Origin of the sequence: Pseudoduganella guangdongensis (genome assembly GCF_009857475.1) — a bacterium.
Classification (GTDB): Bacteria; Pseudomonadota; Gammaproteobacteria; order Burkholderiales; family Burkholderiaceae_D; genus Rugamonas; species Rugamonas guangdongensis.
The window spans coordinates 63,457-83,545 of record NZ_WWCJ01000014.1; the positions used below are offsets into that span (position 1 = coordinate 63,457).

16 protein-coding genes and 1 riboswitch are annotated in these 20,089 nt (G+C 63.9%); of the genes, 13 read left to right on the forward strand and 3 right to left on the reverse strand.

Features of this window, described 5'->3' with window-relative positions:
• Positions 1–117: 117 nt before the first annotated feature.
• The 4 genes from metK to metF all read left to right on the forward strand — a co-directional run bounded on the left by metK (position 118) and on the right by metF (position 4,165).
• Positions 118–1,281, forward strand: a complete 1,164-nt coding sequence (gene metK, locus GTP41_RS18905; protein ID WP_161027136.1) for a methionine adenosyltransferase — start codon at positions 118–120, stop codon at positions 1,279–1,281.
• An 81-nt stretch (positions 1,282–1,362) separates the two neighbouring features.
• Positions 1,363–1,430, forward strand: a riboswitch (S-adenosyl-L-homocysteine riboswitch).
• Positions 1,431–1,459: 29 nt separating this feature from the next.
• A complete protein-coding gene (gene ahcY, locus GTP41_RS18910; RefSeq protein WP_161027137.1) occupies positions 1,460–2,875 on the forward strand; it encodes an adenosylhomocysteinase in 1,416 nt (471 codons plus the stop codon).
• A gap of 119 nt (positions 2,876–2,994) precedes the next feature.
• Positions 2,995–3,345 carry a phage holin family protein gene (locus tag GTP41_RS18915; protein ID WP_161027138.1) on the forward strand — a complete coding sequence of 117 codons (351 nt, stop codon included), beginning with the start codon at positions 2,995–2,997 and terminating at the stop codon, positions 3,343–3,345.
• Complete coding sequence (gene metF, locus GTP41_RS18920) at positions 3,338–4,165, forward strand: methylenetetrahydrofolate reductase [NAD(P)H] (protein ID WP_161027139.1); 828 nt, start codon at positions 3,338–3,340, stop codon at positions 4,163–4,165. The genes GTP41_RS18915 and metF overlap by 8 nt, the downstream gene beginning before the upstream one ends.
• Positions 4,166–4,244: 79 nt before the next feature.
• On the opposite strand, the gene GTP41_RS18925 is transcribed toward metF, so the two are convergent.
• A complete protein-coding gene (locus GTP41_RS18925; RefSeq protein WP_161027140.1) occupies positions 4,245–4,829 on the reverse strand; it encodes a 5-formyltetrahydrofolate cyclo-ligase in 585 nt (194 codons plus the stop codon).
• A gap of 63 nt (positions 4,830–4,892) precedes the next feature.
• Between GTP41_RS18925 and GTP41_RS18930 the strand changes: the two genes are divergently transcribed.
• The 5 genes from GTP41_RS18930 to GTP41_RS18950 are packed head-to-tail and all read left to right on the forward strand — an operon-like array spanning position 4,893 to position 10,165.
• Positions 4,893–6,833: a lytic transglycosylase domain-containing protein gene (locus GTP41_RS18930; RefSeq protein ID WP_229502964.1), complete on the forward strand. Its 1,941-nt coding sequence runs from the start codon at positions 4,893–4,895 to the stop codon at positions 6,831–6,833.
• Positions 6,834–6,851: 18 nt separating this feature from the next.
• On the forward strand, positions 6,852–7,571 hold the full coding sequence (locus GTP41_RS18935) for a glutathione S-transferase family protein (RefSeq protein WP_161027142.1): 720 nt from the start codon (positions 6,852–6,854) through the stop codon (positions 7,569–7,571).
• A gap of 5 nt (positions 7,572–7,576) precedes the next feature.
• Complete coding sequence (locus tag GTP41_RS18940) at positions 7,577–8,704, forward strand: tRNA nucleotidyltransferase/poly(A) polymerase-related protein (RefSeq protein WP_161027143.1); 1,128 nt, start codon at positions 7,577–7,579, stop codon at positions 8,702–8,704.
• A complete protein-coding gene (locus GTP41_RS18945) occupies positions 8,691–9,368 on the forward strand; it encodes a GNAT family N-acetyltransferase (RefSeq protein WP_161027144.1) in 678 nt (225 codons plus the stop codon). The genes GTP41_RS18940 and GTP41_RS18945 overlap by 14 nt, the downstream gene beginning before the upstream one ends.
• Positions 9,369–9,382: 14 nt before the next feature.
• Positions 9,383–10,165: a substrate-binding periplasmic protein gene (locus GTP41_RS18950; protein WP_161027145.1), complete on the forward strand. Its 783-nt coding sequence runs from the start codon at positions 9,383–9,385 to the stop codon at positions 10,163–10,165.
• Here the strand turns inward: GTP41_RS18950 and GTP41_RS18955 are convergent.
• Entirely contained in the window at positions 10,110–11,018 is a 909-nt protein-coding gene (locus GTP41_RS18955) for a bile acid:sodium symporter family protein (protein WP_161027146.1), read from the reverse strand. The genes GTP41_RS18950 and GTP41_RS18955 overlap by 56 nt on opposite strands.
• A gap of 76 nt (positions 11,019–11,094) precedes the next feature.
• On the opposite strand from GTP41_RS18955, the gene GTP41_RS18960 reads away from it, so the two are divergent.
• A complete protein-coding gene (locus GTP41_RS18960) occupies positions 11,095–11,745 on the forward strand; it encodes an ion channel (protein WP_229502965.1) in 651 nt (216 codons plus the stop codon).
• A 3-nt stretch (positions 11,746–11,748) separates the two neighbouring features.
• Here GTP41_RS18960 and GTP41_RS18965 read toward each other — a convergent pair whose 3' ends face one another.
• Positions 11,749–12,270, reverse strand: a complete 522-nt coding sequence (locus GTP41_RS18965; protein WP_028103119.1) for an Lrp/AsnC family transcriptional regulator — start codon at positions 12,268–12,270, stop codon at positions 11,749–11,751.
• A gap of 127 nt (positions 12,271–12,397) precedes the next feature.
• Between GTP41_RS18965 and hppD the strand changes: the two genes are divergently transcribed.
• The 3 genes from hppD (at position 12,398) to GTP41_RS18980 (ending at position 20,065) form a co-directional block, all read left to right on the forward strand.
• Positions 12,398–13,525 (forward strand): 4-hydroxyphenylpyruvate dioxygenase, encoded by a 1,128-nt coding sequence (hppD, locus tag GTP41_RS18970; RefSeq protein ID WP_161027148.1) that lies wholly within the window; start codon positions 12,398–12,400, stop codon positions 13,523–13,525.
• A 171-nt stretch (positions 13,526–13,696) separates the two neighbouring features.
• Positions 13,697–17,245 (forward strand): indolepyruvate ferredoxin oxidoreductase family protein, encoded by a 3,549-nt coding sequence (locus GTP41_RS18975; protein WP_161027149.1) that lies wholly within the window; start codon positions 13,697–13,699, stop codon positions 17,243–17,245.
• A gap of 147 nt (positions 17,246–17,392) precedes the next feature.
• Positions 17,393–20,065: a TonB-dependent receptor plug domain-containing protein gene (locus GTP41_RS18980; protein WP_161027150.1), complete on the forward strand. Its 2,673-nt coding sequence runs from the start codon at positions 17,393–17,395 to the stop codon at positions 20,063–20,065.
• The last annotated feature ends 24 nt before the right edge of the window (positions 20,066–20,089 follow it).

A 20,089-nucleotide genomic window follows, 5' to 3' on the forward strand; every position in this document is an offset into this window, starting at 1 on the left:
AAGCAGCCGCTGAGTTAACAGACAACTTGCGAAGCGGGATATAAGAGTCGCTAAAGCGTCGCAAGCTGCATTGGTTTTGCGACAACAATTTTTTTTGAAACCAAGTAGGAGCTTGCGATGTCCAACGATTTCCTTTTCACCTCTGAATCCGTGTCCGAAGGCCACCCAGACAAGGTTGCCGACCAGATTTCCGATTCCATCCTCGACGCCATCCTGGCCCAGGACCCGCGCGCCCGTGTCGCAGCGGAAACCCTGTGCAATACCGGCCTGGTCGTGCTGGCAGGTGAGATCACCACGTTCGCCAACGTGGATTATATTCAAGTCGCCCGCGATACCATCAAGCGTATCGGTTACGACAATACCGAATACGGTATCGATTACAAGGGTTGCGCCGTGCTGGTTGCTTACGACAAGCAATCGCCCGACATCGCCCAGGGCGTTGACGAAGGTGCCGGCCTGGACCTGGACCAGGGTGCCGGCGACCAGGGCCTGATGTTCGGCTACGCCTGCGATGAAACCCCGGAACTGATGCCAGCGCCGATTTACTACTCGCACCGCCTGGTCGAGCGCCAGTCGCAGCTGCGCAAGGACGGCCGCCTGCCTTGGCTGCGCCCGGATGCCAAATCGCAGGTCACCCTGCGCTACGTCGACGGCCGCCCGGTGGCGGTGGACACCGTGGTGCTGTCGACCCAGCACGCGCCGGAAATGAGCCACTCGCAGATCGAAGAAGCGGTGATCGAAGAGATCATCAAGCCGGTGCTGCCGACCGCGTGGATCAAGGACACCAAATTCCTGGTCAACCCGACCGGCCGTTTCGTTATCGGCGGCCCGCAGGGCGACTGCGGCCTGACCGGCCGTAAGATCATCGTCGACACCTACGGCGGCGCGGCCCCGCACGGCGGCGGCGCGTTCTCCGGCAAGGATCCGTCGAAAGTTGACCGTTCCGCCGCCTACGCGGCGCGCTACGTGGCCAAGAACGTGGTGGCCGCCGGCCTGGCGCGCCAATGCCAGGTGCAGGTGTCGTACGCCATCGGCGTGGCACGCCCGATCAACATCACCGTGTACACCGAAGGCACCGGCGTGATTTCGGACGACAAGATCGCCGCGCTGGTGGCGGAGCACTTCGACCTGCGCCCGAAAGGCATCGTGCAGATGCTGGACCTGCTGCGCCCGATCTACGCCAAGACCGCCGCCTACGGCCACTTCGGCCGCGAAGAGCCGGAGTTCACCTGGGAACGCACCGACAAAGCCGCCATCCTGCGCGCCGCCGCCGGCCTGTAATCCCACAGCCGGGCCCGTGTCCACCATGGGGTCAGACCCCAAGGTGGACACGGACTCGGCCAGTAGTGCTACAATTTCCCCCTCTCCGAGGAGCGCTGCGACCAGCTAGCCTGGCCAGGCTCGGAACATCAACACCGCGCTCACGTTTCTTTTTTCAACACACTGAAAGGAGGGCGTGATGAACGCCGTACTCAAAGACTCCAAAGACTACATCATCGCTGACATCGGCCTGGCCGCATGGGGCGAAAAAGAGATCAAGATCGCCGAAACGGAAATGCCGGGTCTGATGGCAATCCGTGAGGAATTCGCCGCTGCGCAGCCGCTGAAAGGCGCCCGCATCACCGGTTCGCTGCACATGACCATCCAGACCGCCGTCCTGATCCGCACCCTGGAAGCCCTGGGCGCGCAAGTGCGCTGGGCCTCCTGCAATATCTACTCGACCCAGGACCACGCCGCCGCCGCCATCGCAGCCGTCGGCACCCCGGTCTTCGCCGTCAAAGGCGAAACCCTGGACGAATACTGGGACTACACGCACCGCATCTTCGAATGGCCGGGTGAAGGCGTGTACTCCAACATGATCCTGGACGACGGCGGCGATGCTACCCTGCTGCTGCACCTGGGCGCGCGCGCCGAGAAGGATATCTCCGTGCTGGCCAACCCGGGCTCGGAAGAAGAGATCTGCCTGTTCAACTCCATCAAGGCCCACCTGGCCAAGGACGCGACCTGGTACTCCAAGCGCCTGCCGCACATCCTGGGCGTGACCGAGGAAACCACCACCGGCGTGCACCGCCTGTACCAGATGCACAAGGACGGCAAGCTGGCCTTCCCGGCGATCAACGTGAACGACTCCGTCACCAAGTCCAAGTTCGACAACCTGTATGGCTGCCGCGAGTCCCTGGTGGACGGCATCAAGCGCGCTACCGACGTGATGGTGGCCGGTAAGATCGCCGTCATCGCCGGCTACGGCGACGTGGGCAAGGGCTCGGCGCAAGCCATGCGCGCCCTGTCGGCGCAAGTCTGGGTGACCGAGATCGACCCGATCTGCGCCCTGCAGGCGGCGATGGAAGGCTACCGCGTGGTGACCATGGATTACGCCGCTGAACACGGCGATATCTTCGTGACCTGCACCGGCAACTACCACATCCTGACCGAAGCGCACATGCTGAAGATGAAGGACCAGGCGATTGTCTGCAACATCGGCCACTTCGACAACGAGATCGACGTTGCGGCGCTGAAGAAGTACCAGTGGGAGAACATCAAGCCGCAGGTGGACCACGTGATCTTCCCATCCGGTAAGCGCATCATCCTGCTGGCCGAAGGCCGCCTGGTGAACCTGGGCTGCGGCACCGGCCACCCTTCGTACGTGATGTCGTCCTCGTTCGCCAACCAGACCATTGCGCAGATCGAGCTGTTCGCCAACACCAAGGCCTATCCGGTCGGCGTGTACACCCTGCCGAAACACCTGGACGAGAAAGTGGCGCGCCTGCAGCTGAAGAAGCTGAACGCGCAACTGACCACGTTGACCGAAGAGCAGGCGGCGTACATCAACGTGAAAGTCGAAGGCCCTTACAAGCCTGATCACTACCGCTACTAAAACCCTGTAAACCGGGGTCAGACCCAAGGGTCAGACCCTGTTTGCGGCACCGGTAATGGATGGGTCAGACCCTTGGGTCTGACCCGGATTTGCCGGGTTATCAAATCGAGCAAACACCCATGCGTTTAGTCCTCACCTGGCTCATCAATGCCGCCGCCCTGCTGGCGGTGCCTTACCTGATGCACTCGATCGACGTCACCAGCATCGGCGCCGCCTTGGTGGCCGCCCTGGTGCTAGGCCTGGTCAACACCCTGGTGCGCCCCGTGCTGCTGTTGCTGACATTGCCCGTCACCATGCTGTCGCTCGGCCTGTTCATCTTCGTCATCAACGGCTTCATGTTCTGGCTGGTGGCGAAAGTGGTGGACGGCTTCCATGTGGACAGCTTCGGCTACGCCATCCTCGGCGCCTTGCTGTACAGCGTGATCTCCTGGGCCTTGTCTACCCTCCTGTTGAAAGACAAAGATGGCTAACCATAATTTCAGTATCGAGTTCTTCCCGCCCAAGACGGCGGAAGGGGCGGAGAAGCTGCGCGTCACGCGCGCCAAACTGTCCGAGCTGCATCCCAAGTACTTCTCCGTGACCTTCGGCGCCGGCGGTTCGACCCAGCAGGGCACGCTCGACACCGTGCTGGAGATCATGGCGGCCGGCGAAGAAGCCGCGCCCCATCTGTCCTGCGTGGGCGGCACGCGCGAATCGATCCGCGCCATCCTGCAGCAGTACAAGTCGCACGGCATCAAGCGCCTGGTGGCGCTGCGCGGCGACCTGCCGTCCGGTTACGGCATGTCGGGCGAATTCCGCTATGCCAATGAGCTGGTGGAGTTCGTGCGCGCGGAAACGGGCGACTGGTTCCATATCGAAGTGGCGGCCTATCCCGAGGTGCATCCGCAGGCGCGTTCGTCGCAGGACGATATGAACGCCTTCGTGCGCAAGGTGAAGGCGGGCGCGGACGCGGCGATTACCCAGTATTTCTATAACGCCGACGCCTACTTCCACTTTGTCGATGCGGCGCAAAAGGCGGGTGTGGATGTGCCGATCGTGGCGGGCATTATGCCGATCACCAATTACACGCAGCTGATGCGCTTCTCGGATATGTGCGGGGCGGAGATTCCGCGTTGGGTGCGCTTGAAGCTGGCGTCGTTCGGCGATGATTCGGCCTCGATCAAGGCCTTCGGGCTGGATGTGGTCAGCGACTTGTGCGAACGGCTGCTGGCCGGCGGCGCACCGGGCTTGCATTTCTACTCGATGAACCAGGCTGTCGCGACGACGGCCTTGTGGCAGCGGCTGGTCTAAAACCGGAAAACCAGTGTCAGGCACAAGTGCCTGACACTCAAGTGTCTGACCCCGTGGGTCAGACACTGGTTTACCGGTTCTAGTCCTCAGTAATAATCCGGTCCAGCGCCACATCGTGCCCATCGCTGCCGAAATCGGCAGCCAGGCAACGATACGCCACCCCAACCGTGGCCGGCCGCGGCGCGCGCGCCAGGGTGCGGTCATAAAACCCCCCGCCATAGCCCAGCCGATACCCCTGCAAGTTATACCCCAGGCACGGCACCAGCAGCGCCGGCGGATATTCCGCCGCCAGCCGCAAGTGCGCCGGCACCGCCACCCCCATCTTATCCTTCACCATCGGCTCGCCGATGTCCCATTCCGCGAACGCCAGCGGCGCATGCTTCTCCAGCACCACCGGCAGCAGCAGCTTCACCCCAAGGCCAGCCAGCTCAGCATAACACGCGTGCAAGTCAGGTTCATCGCGCAGCGGCCAGTACACGCCCACCGCGCCAACACCGGTTTCACGCCACCACTGCACCACCTTCGCACCAATTTCCCGGTCCCACTGCGCGCGGGTTTCCGGCGCCAATGCGCGGCGTATGGAATGCAGATGCTGGCGCAGTTCTGCCTTGCCTGAGGCTGGCTGGCCGTCGGGGTTGCGTGGTATGCTACTTGGGCTGGTCATATCGTGAATTACCTTGAGAGTCGTACATTGATTTCCACCTCGAAATGGATAGCCGGCGCACTGATGGTCGCAGCATGCGCCGCCTCGCCACTGGCCTGGTCGCAGGATAACGCAAGCAACAGCCGCAAGGAAGATGATGCGTTCCTGCTGCTGCGCGACGCCGTGCGGCGCGACGACGCTGCCAAGGCGGAGTTCTACGCTGCGCGCCTTGCCGACTACCCGATTCCTTCCTACGTCGATTACTACCGCCTGAAGGCCCGCTTCAGGGACGTGTCGAACGCCGAGGTGCGCGCCTTCCTGAAAACCTATGACGGCAGCGCGATCGCCGACCGCATGCGTAACGACTGGCTGCTGGAGCTGGGCCGCAAGCGCGAATGGGCCACCTTCGATGAAGTGTTCCCGCAATTCGTGCTGCAGGACGACACCCAGGTCAAATGCTACAACCTGCTGTCGCGCCTGACCAAAGGCCAGAACGTGGCCGCCGAAGCGCGCGTGCTGCTGATCTATCCGCCCAGTTACGGCGAAGGCTGCGGCGCGCTGATCGCATCGCTGGCGCAGACCGGCCAGTTCACGCAGGAAGACTTGTGGCACCAGGTGCGCCTGGCCGGCGAGACCAATGCCACTGGCCCCGCCAAGCGCACCATCATCCTGCTCAACGGCTCGGACGTGAAAATGGGCCAGGCGGTGGATTTGCCGACGCTGGCGCTGGCCAAGGGCCCCGGCGTGACGCGCGCCGACCACGAAACCTTCCTGGTGGCGGTCGGGCGCGGCGCCCGCTCCAGCATGAAGATCGCCAAAATGGCGCTGGAAAAAGCGGAACCGAAACTCACGCCGCAGGAACGCGCCATCGGCTGGGCCAACCTGGCCCTGGTGGCGGGCTACTCGGTGGCGCCGGAGACGGCGCAGTACTGGGCCAAGTCGGCCGGCGCCCCGCTGACCAACGATCAGATGCAGTGGAAGACCCGCATCGCCCTGCGTGAGCGCGACTGGAAAACCGTCAAGGCCACCATCGCGGGCATGCCGCAGCATTTGCGGCGCGACCCGGCCTGGGTGTATTGGAGCGCGCGCGCCACTGCCGCCGAAGCAGGCCACAATACGCCGGAAGTGCTGGCCGCCTACCGCAGCATTGCCGACCAGTCCAGCTACTACGGCATCCTGGCCGGCGAGGAAGTGGGCCAGCTGGTGACCATCCCGCCGCCGGGCGTCGCGCCGACGCCGGCCGAAATGGCCGCCATCGCCGCCAACCCCGGCCTGCAGCGCGCCCTCAAATTCTTCGACATGCGCCTGCGTTTTGAAGGCACGCGCGAGTGGAACTGGGAAACGCGCCGCCTGAACGAGCGCGAACTGATCGCCGCCGCCGAATTCGCGCGCGAGAAGCATGTGCTGGACCGCATGGTGTACACCTCCGAGAAGACGCGCGTGCAGGCCGACTACACGCACCGCTACCCGGTGCCGCACGACGACATCATGCAGCCCACCACCAGCACCCTGGGCCTGGACCGGGCCTGGGTGTATGGCCTGATCCGCCAGGAATCGCGCTTTATCATGGACGCTCAATCGTCGGCCGGTGCCTCCGGCCTGATGCAGGTGATGCCGTCCACCGGGCGCTGGGTGGCGCGCAAGATCGGCCTGTCCGACTTCGTGCACGGCATGCTGACCGACGTGAAGACCAATATCCTGCTGGGCGCGAACTACATGAACATGGTGCTGGGCAGCATGGACGGCTCGCAGGTGCTGGCCACCGCCGCCTACAACGCCGGACCGGGCCGCTTGCGCTCCTGGCGCACCCAGTTGAGCAAGCCGATGGACAGCACCATCTTCATCGAATCGATTCCATTCTTCGAAACGCGCGGCTACGTGAAAAACGTGATGGTCAACGCCACTTATTACGCAGCCCTGTTCGAAGGCAAACCGCAATCGCTGAAAGCGCGCCTGGGCCCGACCGTGACGCCCAAAGGCTACACCGAGCAGGAACAACAGGAAGCCACTTACGGCGGACGATAGAGGAGACCGAAGGAAGCCATGCACACCACAGAACTCGACCCGAAACTCGCAGAGACCCTGGCCGCCGCGCGCGAACCCGGCCTGACCCTGGTGATCGGCAACAAGAACTACTCCTCGTGGTCGATGCGCCCGTGGGTGGCGATGAAAGCCTTTAACATCCCGTTCACCGAAGTGCGCGTGCTGCTCGACCAGCCCGACACCTCGCACAATCTCTCGCTGTACAGCGCCAGTGGCCGCGTGCCGGTCCTGCTGGCGGGCGATATGACGATCTGGGACAGCCTGGCCATCTGCGAATACCTGGCCGAGCAATTCCCCGACAAGCCGCTGTGGCCGCGCGACGTGGCGGCGCGCGCGCTGGCGCGCTCGGTGTGCGCCGAGATGCACAGCTCCTTCAGCAGCCTGCGCAGCACCATGTCCATGAATATCAAGGGCAGCTACCCGGGCAAGGGTCGCACCCCGGCCACCCAGGCCGACATCGGCCGCATCAGCGAAATGTGGGAAGAATGCCTGAGCCGCTTCGGCCACAACGAATTCCTGTTCGGCGAATTCTCGATCGCCGACGCCTTCTTTGCGCCGGTGGTGTGCCGCTTCAAGACATACGGCGTGGTGCTGCCGCCCGCGCTGTCGGCCTACTGCGAGCGCATGCGCAGCCATCCAGCGGTCGACGCCTGGATCGCCGGCGCCCTGGCCGAAACCGAAACCGCGCCCCTGCACGACGCGGAGATGCCGGACGATTGATGGGTATGAAGACATACGTGGTTGGCGGCGCGGTACGCGATGCTTTGCTTGGCTTGCCCGTCCAGGACCACGACCATGTGGTGGTCGGCGCCACGCCGGAAGAGATGGTGAAGGCCGGCTACCGCCCGGTGGGCAAGGATTTCCCGGTCTTCCTGCACCCGCAGACGCAAGAGGAATATGCGCTGGCGCGCACCGAGCGCAAGACGGCGCCCGGCTATAAAGGCTTTGTCTTCCACACCTCCAGCGACGTGACGCTGGAAGAAGACCTGGTGCGGCGCGACCTGACCATCAACGCCATCGCGCGCGGCGACGACGGCGTGCTGGTCGACCCCTACCACGGCCAGCAAGACCTGAAAGACCGCATCTTCCGCCACGTCTCCGACGCCTTTGCTGAAGACCCGGTGCGCATCCTGCGCCTGGCGCGTTTTGCGGCGCGCTTCCCCGACTTTAGCGTTGCGCCGGAAACCAATGCGCTGATGCAGCGCATGGTGGAGCAGGGCGAGGTCGATGCCCTGGTGCCGGAGCGCGTGTGGCAGGAAGTCGCGCGCGGCCTGATGGAGCAGAAGCCATCGCGCATGCTGCAGGTGCTGCGCGAGTGCGGCGCGCTGTCGCATGTCATCCCCGAAATCGACGACGGCAGCGCCATCGCGCCAATCATCGACCGCGCCGCCTCGCCGCAGCGGGAGCCGGAGCTTGGCTTGCCGGAACGCTTCGCCGTGCTGCTGTACGACCAGCCCCTGCCGCAAGTCGAGCAAGCCAGCAAACGCTTGAAGGTGCCGACCGAATGCCGCGACCTGGCTGTGATGACGGCGCGCGATCATGCCGCTGTGGCACAGGCGCTTGCACTCGACGCAGCCGCCATGGTCGCCCTGTTCGAGCGCTGCGACGGCTATCGCAAGCCGGCCCGCTTCGCGCAATTCCTGGCTGCGGCCGAATGCGCCGGTCCTGGCCTGGCGCCGCAGCGCGCCTTGCTGGCCCGGGCGCTGGAAGCCGCACGCGGCGTCAATGCCGGCGAGATCGCCCAGCGCGCCGCCGGCCAGCCGCAGCAAATCCCCGAGCTGGTGCGCGCCGCGCGCGTGGCCGCCGTGCGCGCGACGCTGGACGCCAAGGAGCAAGCCGATGACCAGCCTTAATTTCTTCCGCAACCCGCTGCGCGGCCTGTTCGGCGGCGCAGACCGGCCCACCATCCCGATCAAGGAACTGCGCGAGCGCGACCGGCGCCGCATGCTGAAGCACTTCCTGGCGCTGGAGCGGCACGACCGCCTGCTGCGCTTCGGCACCCCGGTAAACGACGAACAGATCACGCGCTACGTCGGCAGCATCGACTTCGACCGCGACCTGATATTCGGCGTGTACAACCGCGTCTTCAAGCTGGTCGCGGTGGGCCACCTGGCCTTCGCCGAGCGCGATGCCGACAAGCACAAGTCCACCGAGAAGGACCAGGTGGCCGAGTTCGGCATATCCGTGCTGAAGTCGGCGCGCGGCCTTGGCATCGGCTCCAGGATGTTCGAACGTGCCAACATCGCCTGCCGCAACAACGACGTCGACACGTTGTATATGCACTGCCTGTCGTCCAACGCCACCATGATGCACATCGCCAAAAAGGCAGGCATGGAGATCCACCGCGACCACGGCGAAGCCGACGCCTACCTCAAGCTCGGCCCGGCCGACCCGGCCAGCGTGCTGCAGGAAGCGATGGAAGAACAGCTGGCATCCCTCGACTACGCGCTGAAAGCCAACGTGCGCGCCGCCAGCAAATGGCTGGATAAGCTGCCTGGGGTAAAATCGGACGATTAACCGGGGAGGCAGCCATGCCGCGCGCCATGCTGACAATTGCGGTCGTCCTGGCCCTGGCTGCGGCAAGGGCCGGTGCCGCGCCGCTCAACTTCTGCATGGAAGACATACCGCAGGCGCCATGGACCATGCCGGACGGCAGCGGCCTGAATATCGAGCTGCTCAAGCGCGTCGCCAAGTTGACCGGCGAGCAGTTCAACTACGTGGCGCGGCCATGGAAACGCTGCGAGGCAGAGACCCGCAGCGGCATCATGGATGGCATGATCGGTCCCTCCGACAACCCGCGTCGCCGCGCCTTCAGCCGTCCGCCGCTCAAGGCCGACGGCACGCAAGACCCGTCGCGCGCCATGTACCACGACCACGTCGACCTGTACCTGCGCGTGGACAGCGGCGCTAGCTGGGACGGCAAGAACCTGCACAACCCACGCAAGATGGTGGTGGCCCAGCGCGGCTACTATATTGTGGAGATACTGCAGGCGCGCGGCCAGACCGTGATCGATACGGCCAAGGCGGCCGAAGACGGGCTAAGGCTGCTGGCCGCCGGCAGCGCCGACGTGGCCGTGCTGATGGGGCGCGATGCGGAAGCCCTGCTGCGCGACGATCCGCGCTACCTGGGCAAGGTGGTGCTGGCGAAGCAGCCCTTCGCCAGCTTCGACTTCCACCTGATGGTGGGCCGCAAGGCGTACGACAAGGACCCCAAGCGTTTCGAGGCGATCTGGAACGCGATCGCCAAGGTGCGCGCGACTACCGAGTACCAGCGCCTGGAGCAGTCGCAGGTGCGCCAGCACGATCACGACTGAGCACCGAACGCATGCCGTAGGCGAAGGCCAGGCCGCTCACATACATCAACACCCCGTACAGCGCGCCGGGCAGGGCGTAGGCGTCGTTCTGCAGCACGCTGCTGCCGATGACCATGGCCAGGGTGCCGTTCTGGATGGCGGTCTCGATGCCGAGCGTGACGGACTGCTGGCGCGACAGGCGGGCCAGCCAGGCCACGCCAAAGCCGCAGGCCAGCATGATCACATTGAGCGCCAGCGCAAACGGCGCCAGGGTGGTGAAGTTGGCGGTCAACAGCGCCCAGTTCTTGGCCACGGCCGCGATCACGATAAGGATGAACAGCACGGAGGCGATCTTGGTGCACACGCCCTCGATGCGCTGGCCGACGACGGGTTTCAGGTGGCGCAGGGTCATGCCGATGGCGACCGGCAGGCCAAGCATCAGCACCATTTGCTTCATCATGGCGCCGACCGGGGCTTGCACCACTTGCTCGCTACCGGCGAAGTGGCCGAGGGCGAAGGAGACCAGCAGCGGCAAGGTGAAAATGGTCAGCACGCTGGCTACGGCGGTGAAGCTCAATGCCAGTGCCACGTCGCCGCGTGCGATGTAGGTGAGCAGGTTGGAGGTGGTGCCGGTAGGGCAGGCGGCCAGGATCATGAAGCCGACCGCGAAGGCGCCGCCGATGCCGGCCACCTTCAGCATGGCGAAGCAGGCCAGCGGCAGCAGCACGAAGTGGCACAACACGCCGACCAGCAGCGCGCGCGGCTGCTTGACGATGCGGCCAAAGTCGGCCGGGGTCAGGCCCAGGCCGAGGGAAAACATGATGAACGCGAGTGCGGCGGGCAGCAGCAGCGATGAAACGATGTCACCTTGCATTACGAAGTCTCCTTAATATAGTAGTCTTGCGTTTTCTACCATACCTCAAACTTCGCGGATGAAGCCATTTTTCTTGATGCACAGTACCAAGCGCCACCCGTCGGCGGTGCTGCTTTTGACCCAACTGGCGGGCATGCTGCTCTACCCATTCCTGGAAACCATGCGCGGCGGCCACACGATCTTCAACCTGTTCGGTATTGTGGTGCTGGTGGTGGCGACGCGCATGGTGCGCCGCACGCCGGGCCATGCGTGGATCAGCGCCAGTATCGCCGGGCCGGTGGTGGTGCTGCTTTGCCTGCAGATGCTGTTTGACATGCCATGGCTGCTGCCCTGGTCGTCGGGGCTGGAGGCGGCCTTCTACTTTTATGCCGCGGTGAGCCTGGTGGCGTACATGATGGAAGACCGCGAGGCGACCACCGACGAACTGTTCGCCGCCGGCGCCGCATTTACCTTGCTGGCCTGGGCTTTCACCCACATTTTTGTGCTGCTGCAGGCGCTGCAGCCGGGCACTTTCGGTTCCGCCGTCAACCCGGCCGACCCGCGCACCTGGACGGAGTTGAACTACCTGAGCTTCGCGCTGCTGTCGAGCACCGGCATCGGCGACGTGATTCCCCTCACGCCCCACGCCCGCGCCATCGCCAGCGTCGAAATGCTGGTGGGGCTGATGTACCTGGCCGCCGTGGTCTCGCGCCTGATCGGCTTTACGCTGCAGTCCAACAAACAGTAGGTTTTATACCAGCGGCAAGGCGGTGGTGTCCTTGATGCGCTGCAGGGCGAAGGAGGATTTCACGTCCAGCACGGCGGGGTGGCGCAGCAGGGTGGCCATCATGAAGCGCGAGAAGTGGTCCATGTCTTCCACGTGCACGCGCAGCAGGTAGTCCATTTCGCCGGTCATGGCGTAGCAAGCCACCACTTCCGGCCATTGCTCCACGGCCACCGCGAAGTCGGCGCGCGGCGAGGTGCCGGTCGGGTTCACACCGAGGGCGCGCGCGTTGCTGTGGGCGGCGGCGTCGCTGTGCTTTTCCAGGCGCACGTTGACGTAGGCCAGCAGGCCGAGGCCGATTTTGTCCGGGTCGAGCAGCGCCACGTACTGGCGGATCACGCCTTCCTCTTCCAGGCGCTTGATGCGGCGCAGGCAGGGGGAGGGGGAGAGGTTGACTTGCTCTGCGACATCCTGGTTCGACAGGCGGCCATCCGTTTGCAATATGGACAAAATCTTGCGGTCAGTTTTATCCAGCGCAATCTTGGTCATAAATTCCTCTTTCAATCGATGTTCTGGCAATATTATTGCTCAATGCGATCGTTGTTGGGAAATGTTTGCAATTAAATGTCGCAGCCCGGGGACTATACTGTGCGCAATTCTAATAGGGAGACGCACCATGAAATTCACCCCATGGGAAAACCCAATGGGCACCGACGGTTTCGAATTCGTCGAGTTCGCCGCACCAGATCCCAAAGCCCTCGGTAAGTTGTTCGAAAACATGGGCTTTACCGCTATCGCCCGTCACCGCCACAAGGACGTGACGCTGTACCGCCAGGGCGATATCAACTTCATTATTAACGCTGAGCAAGATTCCTTCGCCCAGCGCTTCGCGCGCCAGCACGGTCCGTCCGTGTGCGCGATTGCCATCCGCGTCAACGATGCGGCCTTTGCTTACCAGCGCGCGCTGGAATTGGGCGCGTGGGGTTTTGACAACAAAACCGGTCCGATGGAGCTGAACATCCCGGCCATCAAGGGCGTGGGCGACTCCCTGCTGTACCTGGTGGACCGCTGGCGCGGCAAGAATGCGGCCGACGGCAAGCCGACCGGCGCAATTGGCGATATCTCGATTTATGACGCGGACTTCGTGGCCATCGAGGGCGCGAACCCGAACCCGGTCGGCAATGGCCTGACCTATATCGACCACCTGACCCACAATGTGCACCGTGGCCGCATGAAGGAATGGGCGGATTTCTATGAGCGCCTGTTTAACTTCCGCGAGGTGCGCTACTTCGATATCGAAGGCAAGCTGACCGGCCTGAAGTCGAAGGCCATGACTTCGCCTTGCGGCAAGATCCGCATCCCGATCAATGAGTCGTCGGATGACAAGTCGCAGATCGCCGAGTACCTGAACGAGTACCACGGTGAAGGCATCCAGCACATTGCATTGGGGACCGACGGCATTTATCAGTCGGTGCAGGGGCTGCGCGACCAGGGCATCGTGTTCCAGGACACGATCGAGACCTACTATGAATTGGTCAACCGCCGCTTGCCGAACCATGGCGAGAATGTTGAGGAGCTGCGCCGCTTGCGCATCCTGATCGACGGTCATTCGAACGAGTCGGAGCGTGAGCTGCTGCTGCAGATCTTTACCCAGAATGTGATTGGGCCGATCTTCTTTGAGATCATCCAGCGTAAGGGCGACCAGGGCTTCGGCGAGGGCAACTTCCGCGCGCTGTTCGAATCGATTGAGCTGGACCAGATTCGACGCGGCGTGCTGGAAGATCCTTCCAAGTCGGCTGCGTAACCCCGGTAAACCAGGGTCAGACCCAAGGGTCAGACCCTGACACGCGACCGCCGCAGACCGGGGTCAGACCCTCGGGTCTGACCCCGCCTTACCGGGTTAAAAGTATTCCCGGCAACCCCGCATCAAGACGGGGCGCCGTTCACAATTTAAGAAGTTTTGGAGACAACCCTGATGAACGCACCCGTCAAGAGTGGCGAGCTATCGCCAGCGCACGACATCACCCTCGACGATAAGTGGACCCTGGAGCGCGGCCGCGCCTTCATGACCGGCACCCAGGCGCTGATCCGCCTGCCGATGATGCAGCGCGAGCGCGACCTGAAAGCCGGCCTGAACACCGCCGGCTACATCACCGGCTACCGCGGTTCCCCTGTCACCTCGGTCGACCAGACCGCGATGAAGGCCAAGAAGCACCTCGACGCGCACCACGTCAAATTCCACCCCGGTATGAACGAAGACCTGGCGGCGACCGCCGTCTGGGGCACCCAGCAAACCAACCTGTTCGAAGACGCCAAGTACGACGGCGTATTCGCCATGTGGTACGGCAAGGGCCCGGGCGTTGACCGCTGCGGCGACGTCTTCAAGCACGGCAACAACGCCGGCTCCGCCAAGCATGGCGGCGTGCTGGTGCTGGCCGGCGACGACCACGCGGCCAAGTCCTCCTCCACCGCGCACCAGTCGGACCATATCCTGAACGCCTGCGGCATCCCGGTGCTGTACCCGTCCTCGGTGCAGGAATACATCGACTACGGCCTGCACGCCTGGGCCATGAGCCGCTACACCGGCCTGTGGGTGTCCATGAAATGCGTCACCGACATCATCGAATCGGGCGCCGTGGTGGACTTCGACCCGGACCGCGTGCAGATCCAGATGCCGGACGACTTCGAGCTGCCGGCCGGCGGCCTGAATATCCGCTGGCCGGACACCGTGCTGGACATGGAAGTCCGCATGAACACCTACAAGTGGTACGCCGCCCTGGCCTACTGCCGCGCCAATAAGCTGAACAAGATCATCTGGGATGCGCCCAAGCCGAAGATCGGCATCATCACTGCCGGCAAATCCTACCTGGACACGCGCCAGGCGTTGGCCGACCTGGGCATCGACGAGCAAGCCGCCGCCGATATCGGCATCCGCCTGTACAAGATCGGCATGACCTGGCCGCTGGAAGCGGACGGCGTGCACGAATTCGCCAAAGGCCTGGACGAGATCCTGGTGGTGGAAGAAAAGCGCCAGATCCTGGAATACGCGCTGAAGGAAGAGCTGTACAACCTGCCGGACGGCGAGCGTCCGCGCGTGGTCGGCAAATTCGACGACACCGGCGAATGGAGCAACCACGGCAAGACCGGCCACGGCGACTGGCTGCTGCCGGCCACCTATGAGCTGAACCCGGCCCAGATCGCGCGCGCCATCGCCTCGCGTATTGAGCACTACTGCAAAGACCATCCGGTGGCGGCGCGCGTGAAAGAGCGTATCGCCTTCCTGGAAGCGAAAGAGCTGGCGCTGAAAAACCTGCCGGCCAAGGCCAATCCGGAAACCGACCGCATTCCTTACTTCTGCTCCGGCTGCCCGCACAACTCGTCGACCAAGGTGCCGGAAGGCTCGCGCGCCCTGGCCGGTATCGGCTGCCACTACATGGTGCTGTGGATGGACCGCGAAACGTCCACCTTCACCCATATGGGCGCGGAAGGCGTGACCTGGGTCGGCCAGGCGCCGTTCACCAACGAGAAGCACGTCTTCACCAACCTGGGCGACGGCACCTATTTCCACTCCGGCATCCTGGCCATCCGCGCGGCCGTGGCGGCCAAGGTCAACATCACCTACAAGATCCTCTACAACGACGCCGTGGCAATGACCGGCGGCCAGAACGTGGACGGCCCGCTCGACCCTGGCATGATCTCGCGCCAGATCGCAGCGGAAGGCGTGACCCCGATCATCGTTGTCACCGACGAGCCGGAAAAGTACCCGGACGACTACAACTGGGCGCCCGGCGTCACCGTGCGCCACCGCTCCGAGCTGATGGACGTGCAGCGCGAGCTGCGCGACAAGCCGGGCGTGTCGGCCATGATCTACGACCAGACCTGCGCCTCCGAGAAGCGCCGCCGCCGCAAAAAAGGCGAGTTCCCCGACCCGGCCAAGCGCGCCGTGATCAATGAAGCCGTGTGCGAAGGCTGCGGCGACTGCTCCGTGCAGTCCAACTGCCTGTCGGTGGAGCCGCTGGAAACTGAACTGGGCCGCAAGCGCCAGATCAACCAGTCCAGCTGCAACAAGGACTTCTCCTGCGTCAACGGTTTCTGCCCGTCCTTTGTGACGGTGGAGGGCGGCGGCCTGAAGAAACCGAAAAAGGCGGCAGCAGCGGGCGGCGGCGAAGTGCCGGCCCTGCCATCGCCAGTGCTGCCTTCGACTGAGAACCCGTACGGCATCCTGATCACCGGCATCGGCGGCACCGGCGTGGTGACCGTGGGCCAGATCCTGGCCGTGGCGGCCCACGTGGAAGGCAAGGGCGCTATTGTGCTGGACATGTCCGGCCTGGCCCAGAAGGGCGGCCCGGTGATGTCGCACGTGCGCCTGGCGGACAAGCAGTCCGACCTGCACTCGACCCGCGTCGGCACCGGCAGCGCCGACCTGGTGGTGGGGTGTGACCAGATCGTGACTGCCTCGAAGGACGCCTTGTCGCGCATGGGCGAGGGCCGGACCTGGGCCGCCATCAACTCGACCGGCGCCACCACGGCGGCCTTCGTGAAGAACCCGGACTGGCAATTCCCTGGCAACTCGTCGCAAGCCGAGATCAAACGCGCCTGCGGCGAAGCCAACGTGGAATTCGTCGATGCGGGCAAGATCGCCACCGCGCTGATGGGCGACTCCATCGCCACCAATATGTTCATGCTGGGCTACGCCTTCCAGAAGGGCAAAGTGCCGCTCAGCGAAGAAGCGCTGATGAAGGCGATCGAGCTGAATGGCGTGCAAGTGGGCTTCAACAAGTCGGCCTTCAACTGGGGCCGCTACTGCGCGCACGACCCCGCCGCCGTGGCCAAGCTGGCCACCCCGGCCACCGTGATCGAATTCAAGCGCACCCAGACGCTGGAAGAGATCATCGCCAAGCGCGTGGAACTGCTGACCGCCTACCAGGACGCGGCCTACGCCAAGCAGTACAGCGACTTCGTGGCGCAGGTGCAGGCGGCGGAAAGCGCCTTCGGCAGCAAGAAGTTGACCGAAGCGGTGGCCCGCTACATGTACAAGCTGATGGCCTACAAGGACGAGTACGAAGTGGCGCGCCTGCACAGCGACCCGGCCTTCCGCGCGAAGATCGCCAATATGTTCGAAGGCGATTACAAGGTGAAGTTCCACCTGGCGCCGCCGCTGCTGGCGAAGAAGGACAAGGACGGCCACCTGGTCAAGCAGGAATTCGGCCCGTGGATGCTGACGGCCTTCGGCGTGCTGGCCAAGTTCAAAGGCCTGCGCGGTACCGCCCTTGACGTATTCGGCTACACCGCAGAGCGCAAGATGGAGCGCGCCCTGATCGGCGAATACCGCAACACCGTCACCGGCCTGCTGGGCAAGCTGGACGCCGACAACCTGGCCACCGCCGTTGCCATCGCCCGCATTCCGGAAGACATCCGCGGCTACGGCCACGTCAAGGAGCGCCATCTGAAAGCAGCCAAGCAGAAGGAAGCCACGCTGCTGGCCGAGTTCAGCAAGCCGAAGCTCGCATCGCACGCCGCTTAAAAAATGGGGACGTACCCCATTTAATTTGCAACAAAAGCCGGGGAGCAATTCTGTCCCCGGCTTTTTCATAAGCATCTGCGAATTCATTCGTTCAGTAATGAATGTGGAATTGCTAAGGTGGCGCCTCGTCATCAGAGGACCACTTCAATGCAACCACAATACAAACCGAACTCGCTGGCAGCAGGCGTCCTCGCCTTGCTGTGCGGCGTCACGCAGGCCCAGGAAGCCATCACCTCGGCCGTCGTGATTACCGGCTCGCGCATCCCGCGCGCCAGCCTGGAGGGCCCATCACCGGTCACCGTACTGACCGGCGAGGACATCACCAAACAAGGCTACAAGAACGTCTTCGACGCGCTGACCAGCCAGTCGCAGAACAGCGGCTTTGTGCAGGGCGCCGACTTTGGCAACACCTTCACCCCATCGGCCAACGCCATCAGCCTGCGCGGCCTGGGCCCGAACCACACGCTGGTGCTGCTGAACGGTCGCCGCATGGCCGACTTCCCGATTGCCTACGAAGGCACGGTCAACTTCACCAACCTGGCCAACATCCCGTCCAGCATCGTGGAGCGCATTGAGATCCTGAACGGCGGCGCATCGTCGGTGTACGGCTCGGACGCGATCGCGGGCGTGGTCAACATCATCCTGAAAAAGCAGGCCAAGGGCTTCGACATCAATGCCAAGGCCGGCACCACCACGCGCGGCGGCGGCGGCGACAAGCGGCTGCAGTTCAGCGGCGGCCAGAGCTGGGACAAGTTGAACACCGTATTCAGCGTCGAGCTGTCGGAACGCGACCCGCTGTGGAGCGCGGACCGCGACTTCATGGCCAGCCGCACCGGTGTGGCGCCGAGCAGCATCCTGTCGCGCAAGAATGTCAGCACCGGCAAATTCGTCGACCCGGGCGAGACCTGCGCCTCGCTCAGTGATTTGTTTGGCGGCAGCACCGTGAAGTACACCGCCAAGGCCGGCAGCTACTGCGCCAGCCCGAAAGTTGGCCCGACCTACTGGACCACCCAGACCAAGAACAGCAGCCAGAACCTGTTCGGCAGCGCCAATTACGAGCTGTCCGACAGCGCCACCCTGTTCGCCGAGGCGCTGTACGGCCAGAACCGCAGCAGCAACAACACGCGCGGCCCGTCCTGGACTTCGCGCTCGGCCACCGACAGCTACTTCTATAACCAGAACACCAAGACCAACGAAGCCTGGACCCGCTACATCTCGCCGGAAGAGATGGGCGGCGTGGGGCGCTATAACCGCCACTGGGAAGATCAGGTCAGCTCGCTCTCCGTCGGCGTGCGCGGCCAGATCCCGAACTCCACCTGGAACTACGAGGCCGGCTACAGCGCATCGCTGTACAAGAGCCAGAACCACACCCAGCGCGCGCTGGCCAATATCGACACCTTCTTCCTCGGTCCGCAACTGGGCGTGACGGCCGCCGGCATCGCCATCTTCGCGCCCGATCCGGCGCGCCTGGCCAAGCGCCTGACGCCGCAGGAATTCAACAGCATCACCGGCGCTGCGGTCAGCGACGACAAGGCCTGGACCAACACCCTGAGCCTGACCGCCAACGGCGAAGCCTTCCAGCTGCCGGCCGGCCCGGTCAAGGTGGCCGTGGTGGCGGAGCTGGGCAAGCAGGGCTTCGCCAACCGCCCCGATGAGCGCATCAACCAGGGCTACTTCAATACCGTCACGCCGACCGAGATCACGGCCGGCCTGCGCAAGCGCTACGCCGTCGGCGCCGAGGCCGGCATCCCCATCGTGAAAGGGCTGGATGCCACCGTGGCCGGCCGCTACGACCATTACAGCTTCGCCGGCCGCGGCGATGGTCGCTTCACCTACAATGGCGGCCTGGAATGGCGCCCGGCGACGCAGCTGCTGGTACGCGGCAACTACGCCACCAGCTTCCGCGCACCGGACATGAACTACATCTACAAGGCGCGCGGCACCGGCTACTACTCGTCCACCACCGACTACTACCGCTGCGCCAAGGCCGGCCAGCCGCTGGCCGACTGCGACTACGCCGGCTACTCGCCGGGCGCTGACTATGTGCAGACCGGCAGCAGGGACTTGCGCTCTGAGCGCGGCCGCTCGGCCGGCCTGGGCGTGGTATGGTCGCCGAGCGCCGATTTCGACGCCACGCTGGACTACTGGAAAGTGCGCATCGACGACCTGGTCACCAACCTGAGCGCCGATAAGCTGCTGCGCGACGAATCGGATTGCCGCATCAAGGGCGACCTGACCTCGCCCACCTGCGCCGACGCGATCCGCCGCATCGTGCGCTACGCCGACAATGCGCTGACCCGCCCGGGCGAGATCAAGACCATCCACGTCAACCCGATCAACGCGGCATCGACCGAGACCACCGGCATCGACATCAGCGCCAAGTACACCTTGCGCACGGCGGCCTACGGCAACTTCACCGCCAAGGTGAACGCGTCGAAGACGCTGACGCAGGAATCGCGCCAGTTTGTCGGCGACCCGCTGAACGACGACAAGAACGACATCGGCAACAGCGACTGGCGCGACAAGGTCAACACCAGCCTGACCTGGAACGTGGGCGACTGGTCCAGCACCGTGCTGCTGCGCCGCTACGGCAAGATCCCGCGCGGCGACGGCAAGGACTGGCTGACCCCAACCACCTTGGTCAATGCCAGCGTGGTATATAAACTTAGCAAGGCCACCACAGTCTCCGTCGCGGTCAACAACGTACTTGACCGCATCAAACGCGACGACACTGGCGGCTGGCCGTACTACCCGGTCGGTAGTTACAGCCCGGCAGGCCGCCAGGTCTGGCTGGAGCTGAACCACCACTTCGGTGGCTGAGCGGTGAAATAGCCTGTTACAAAA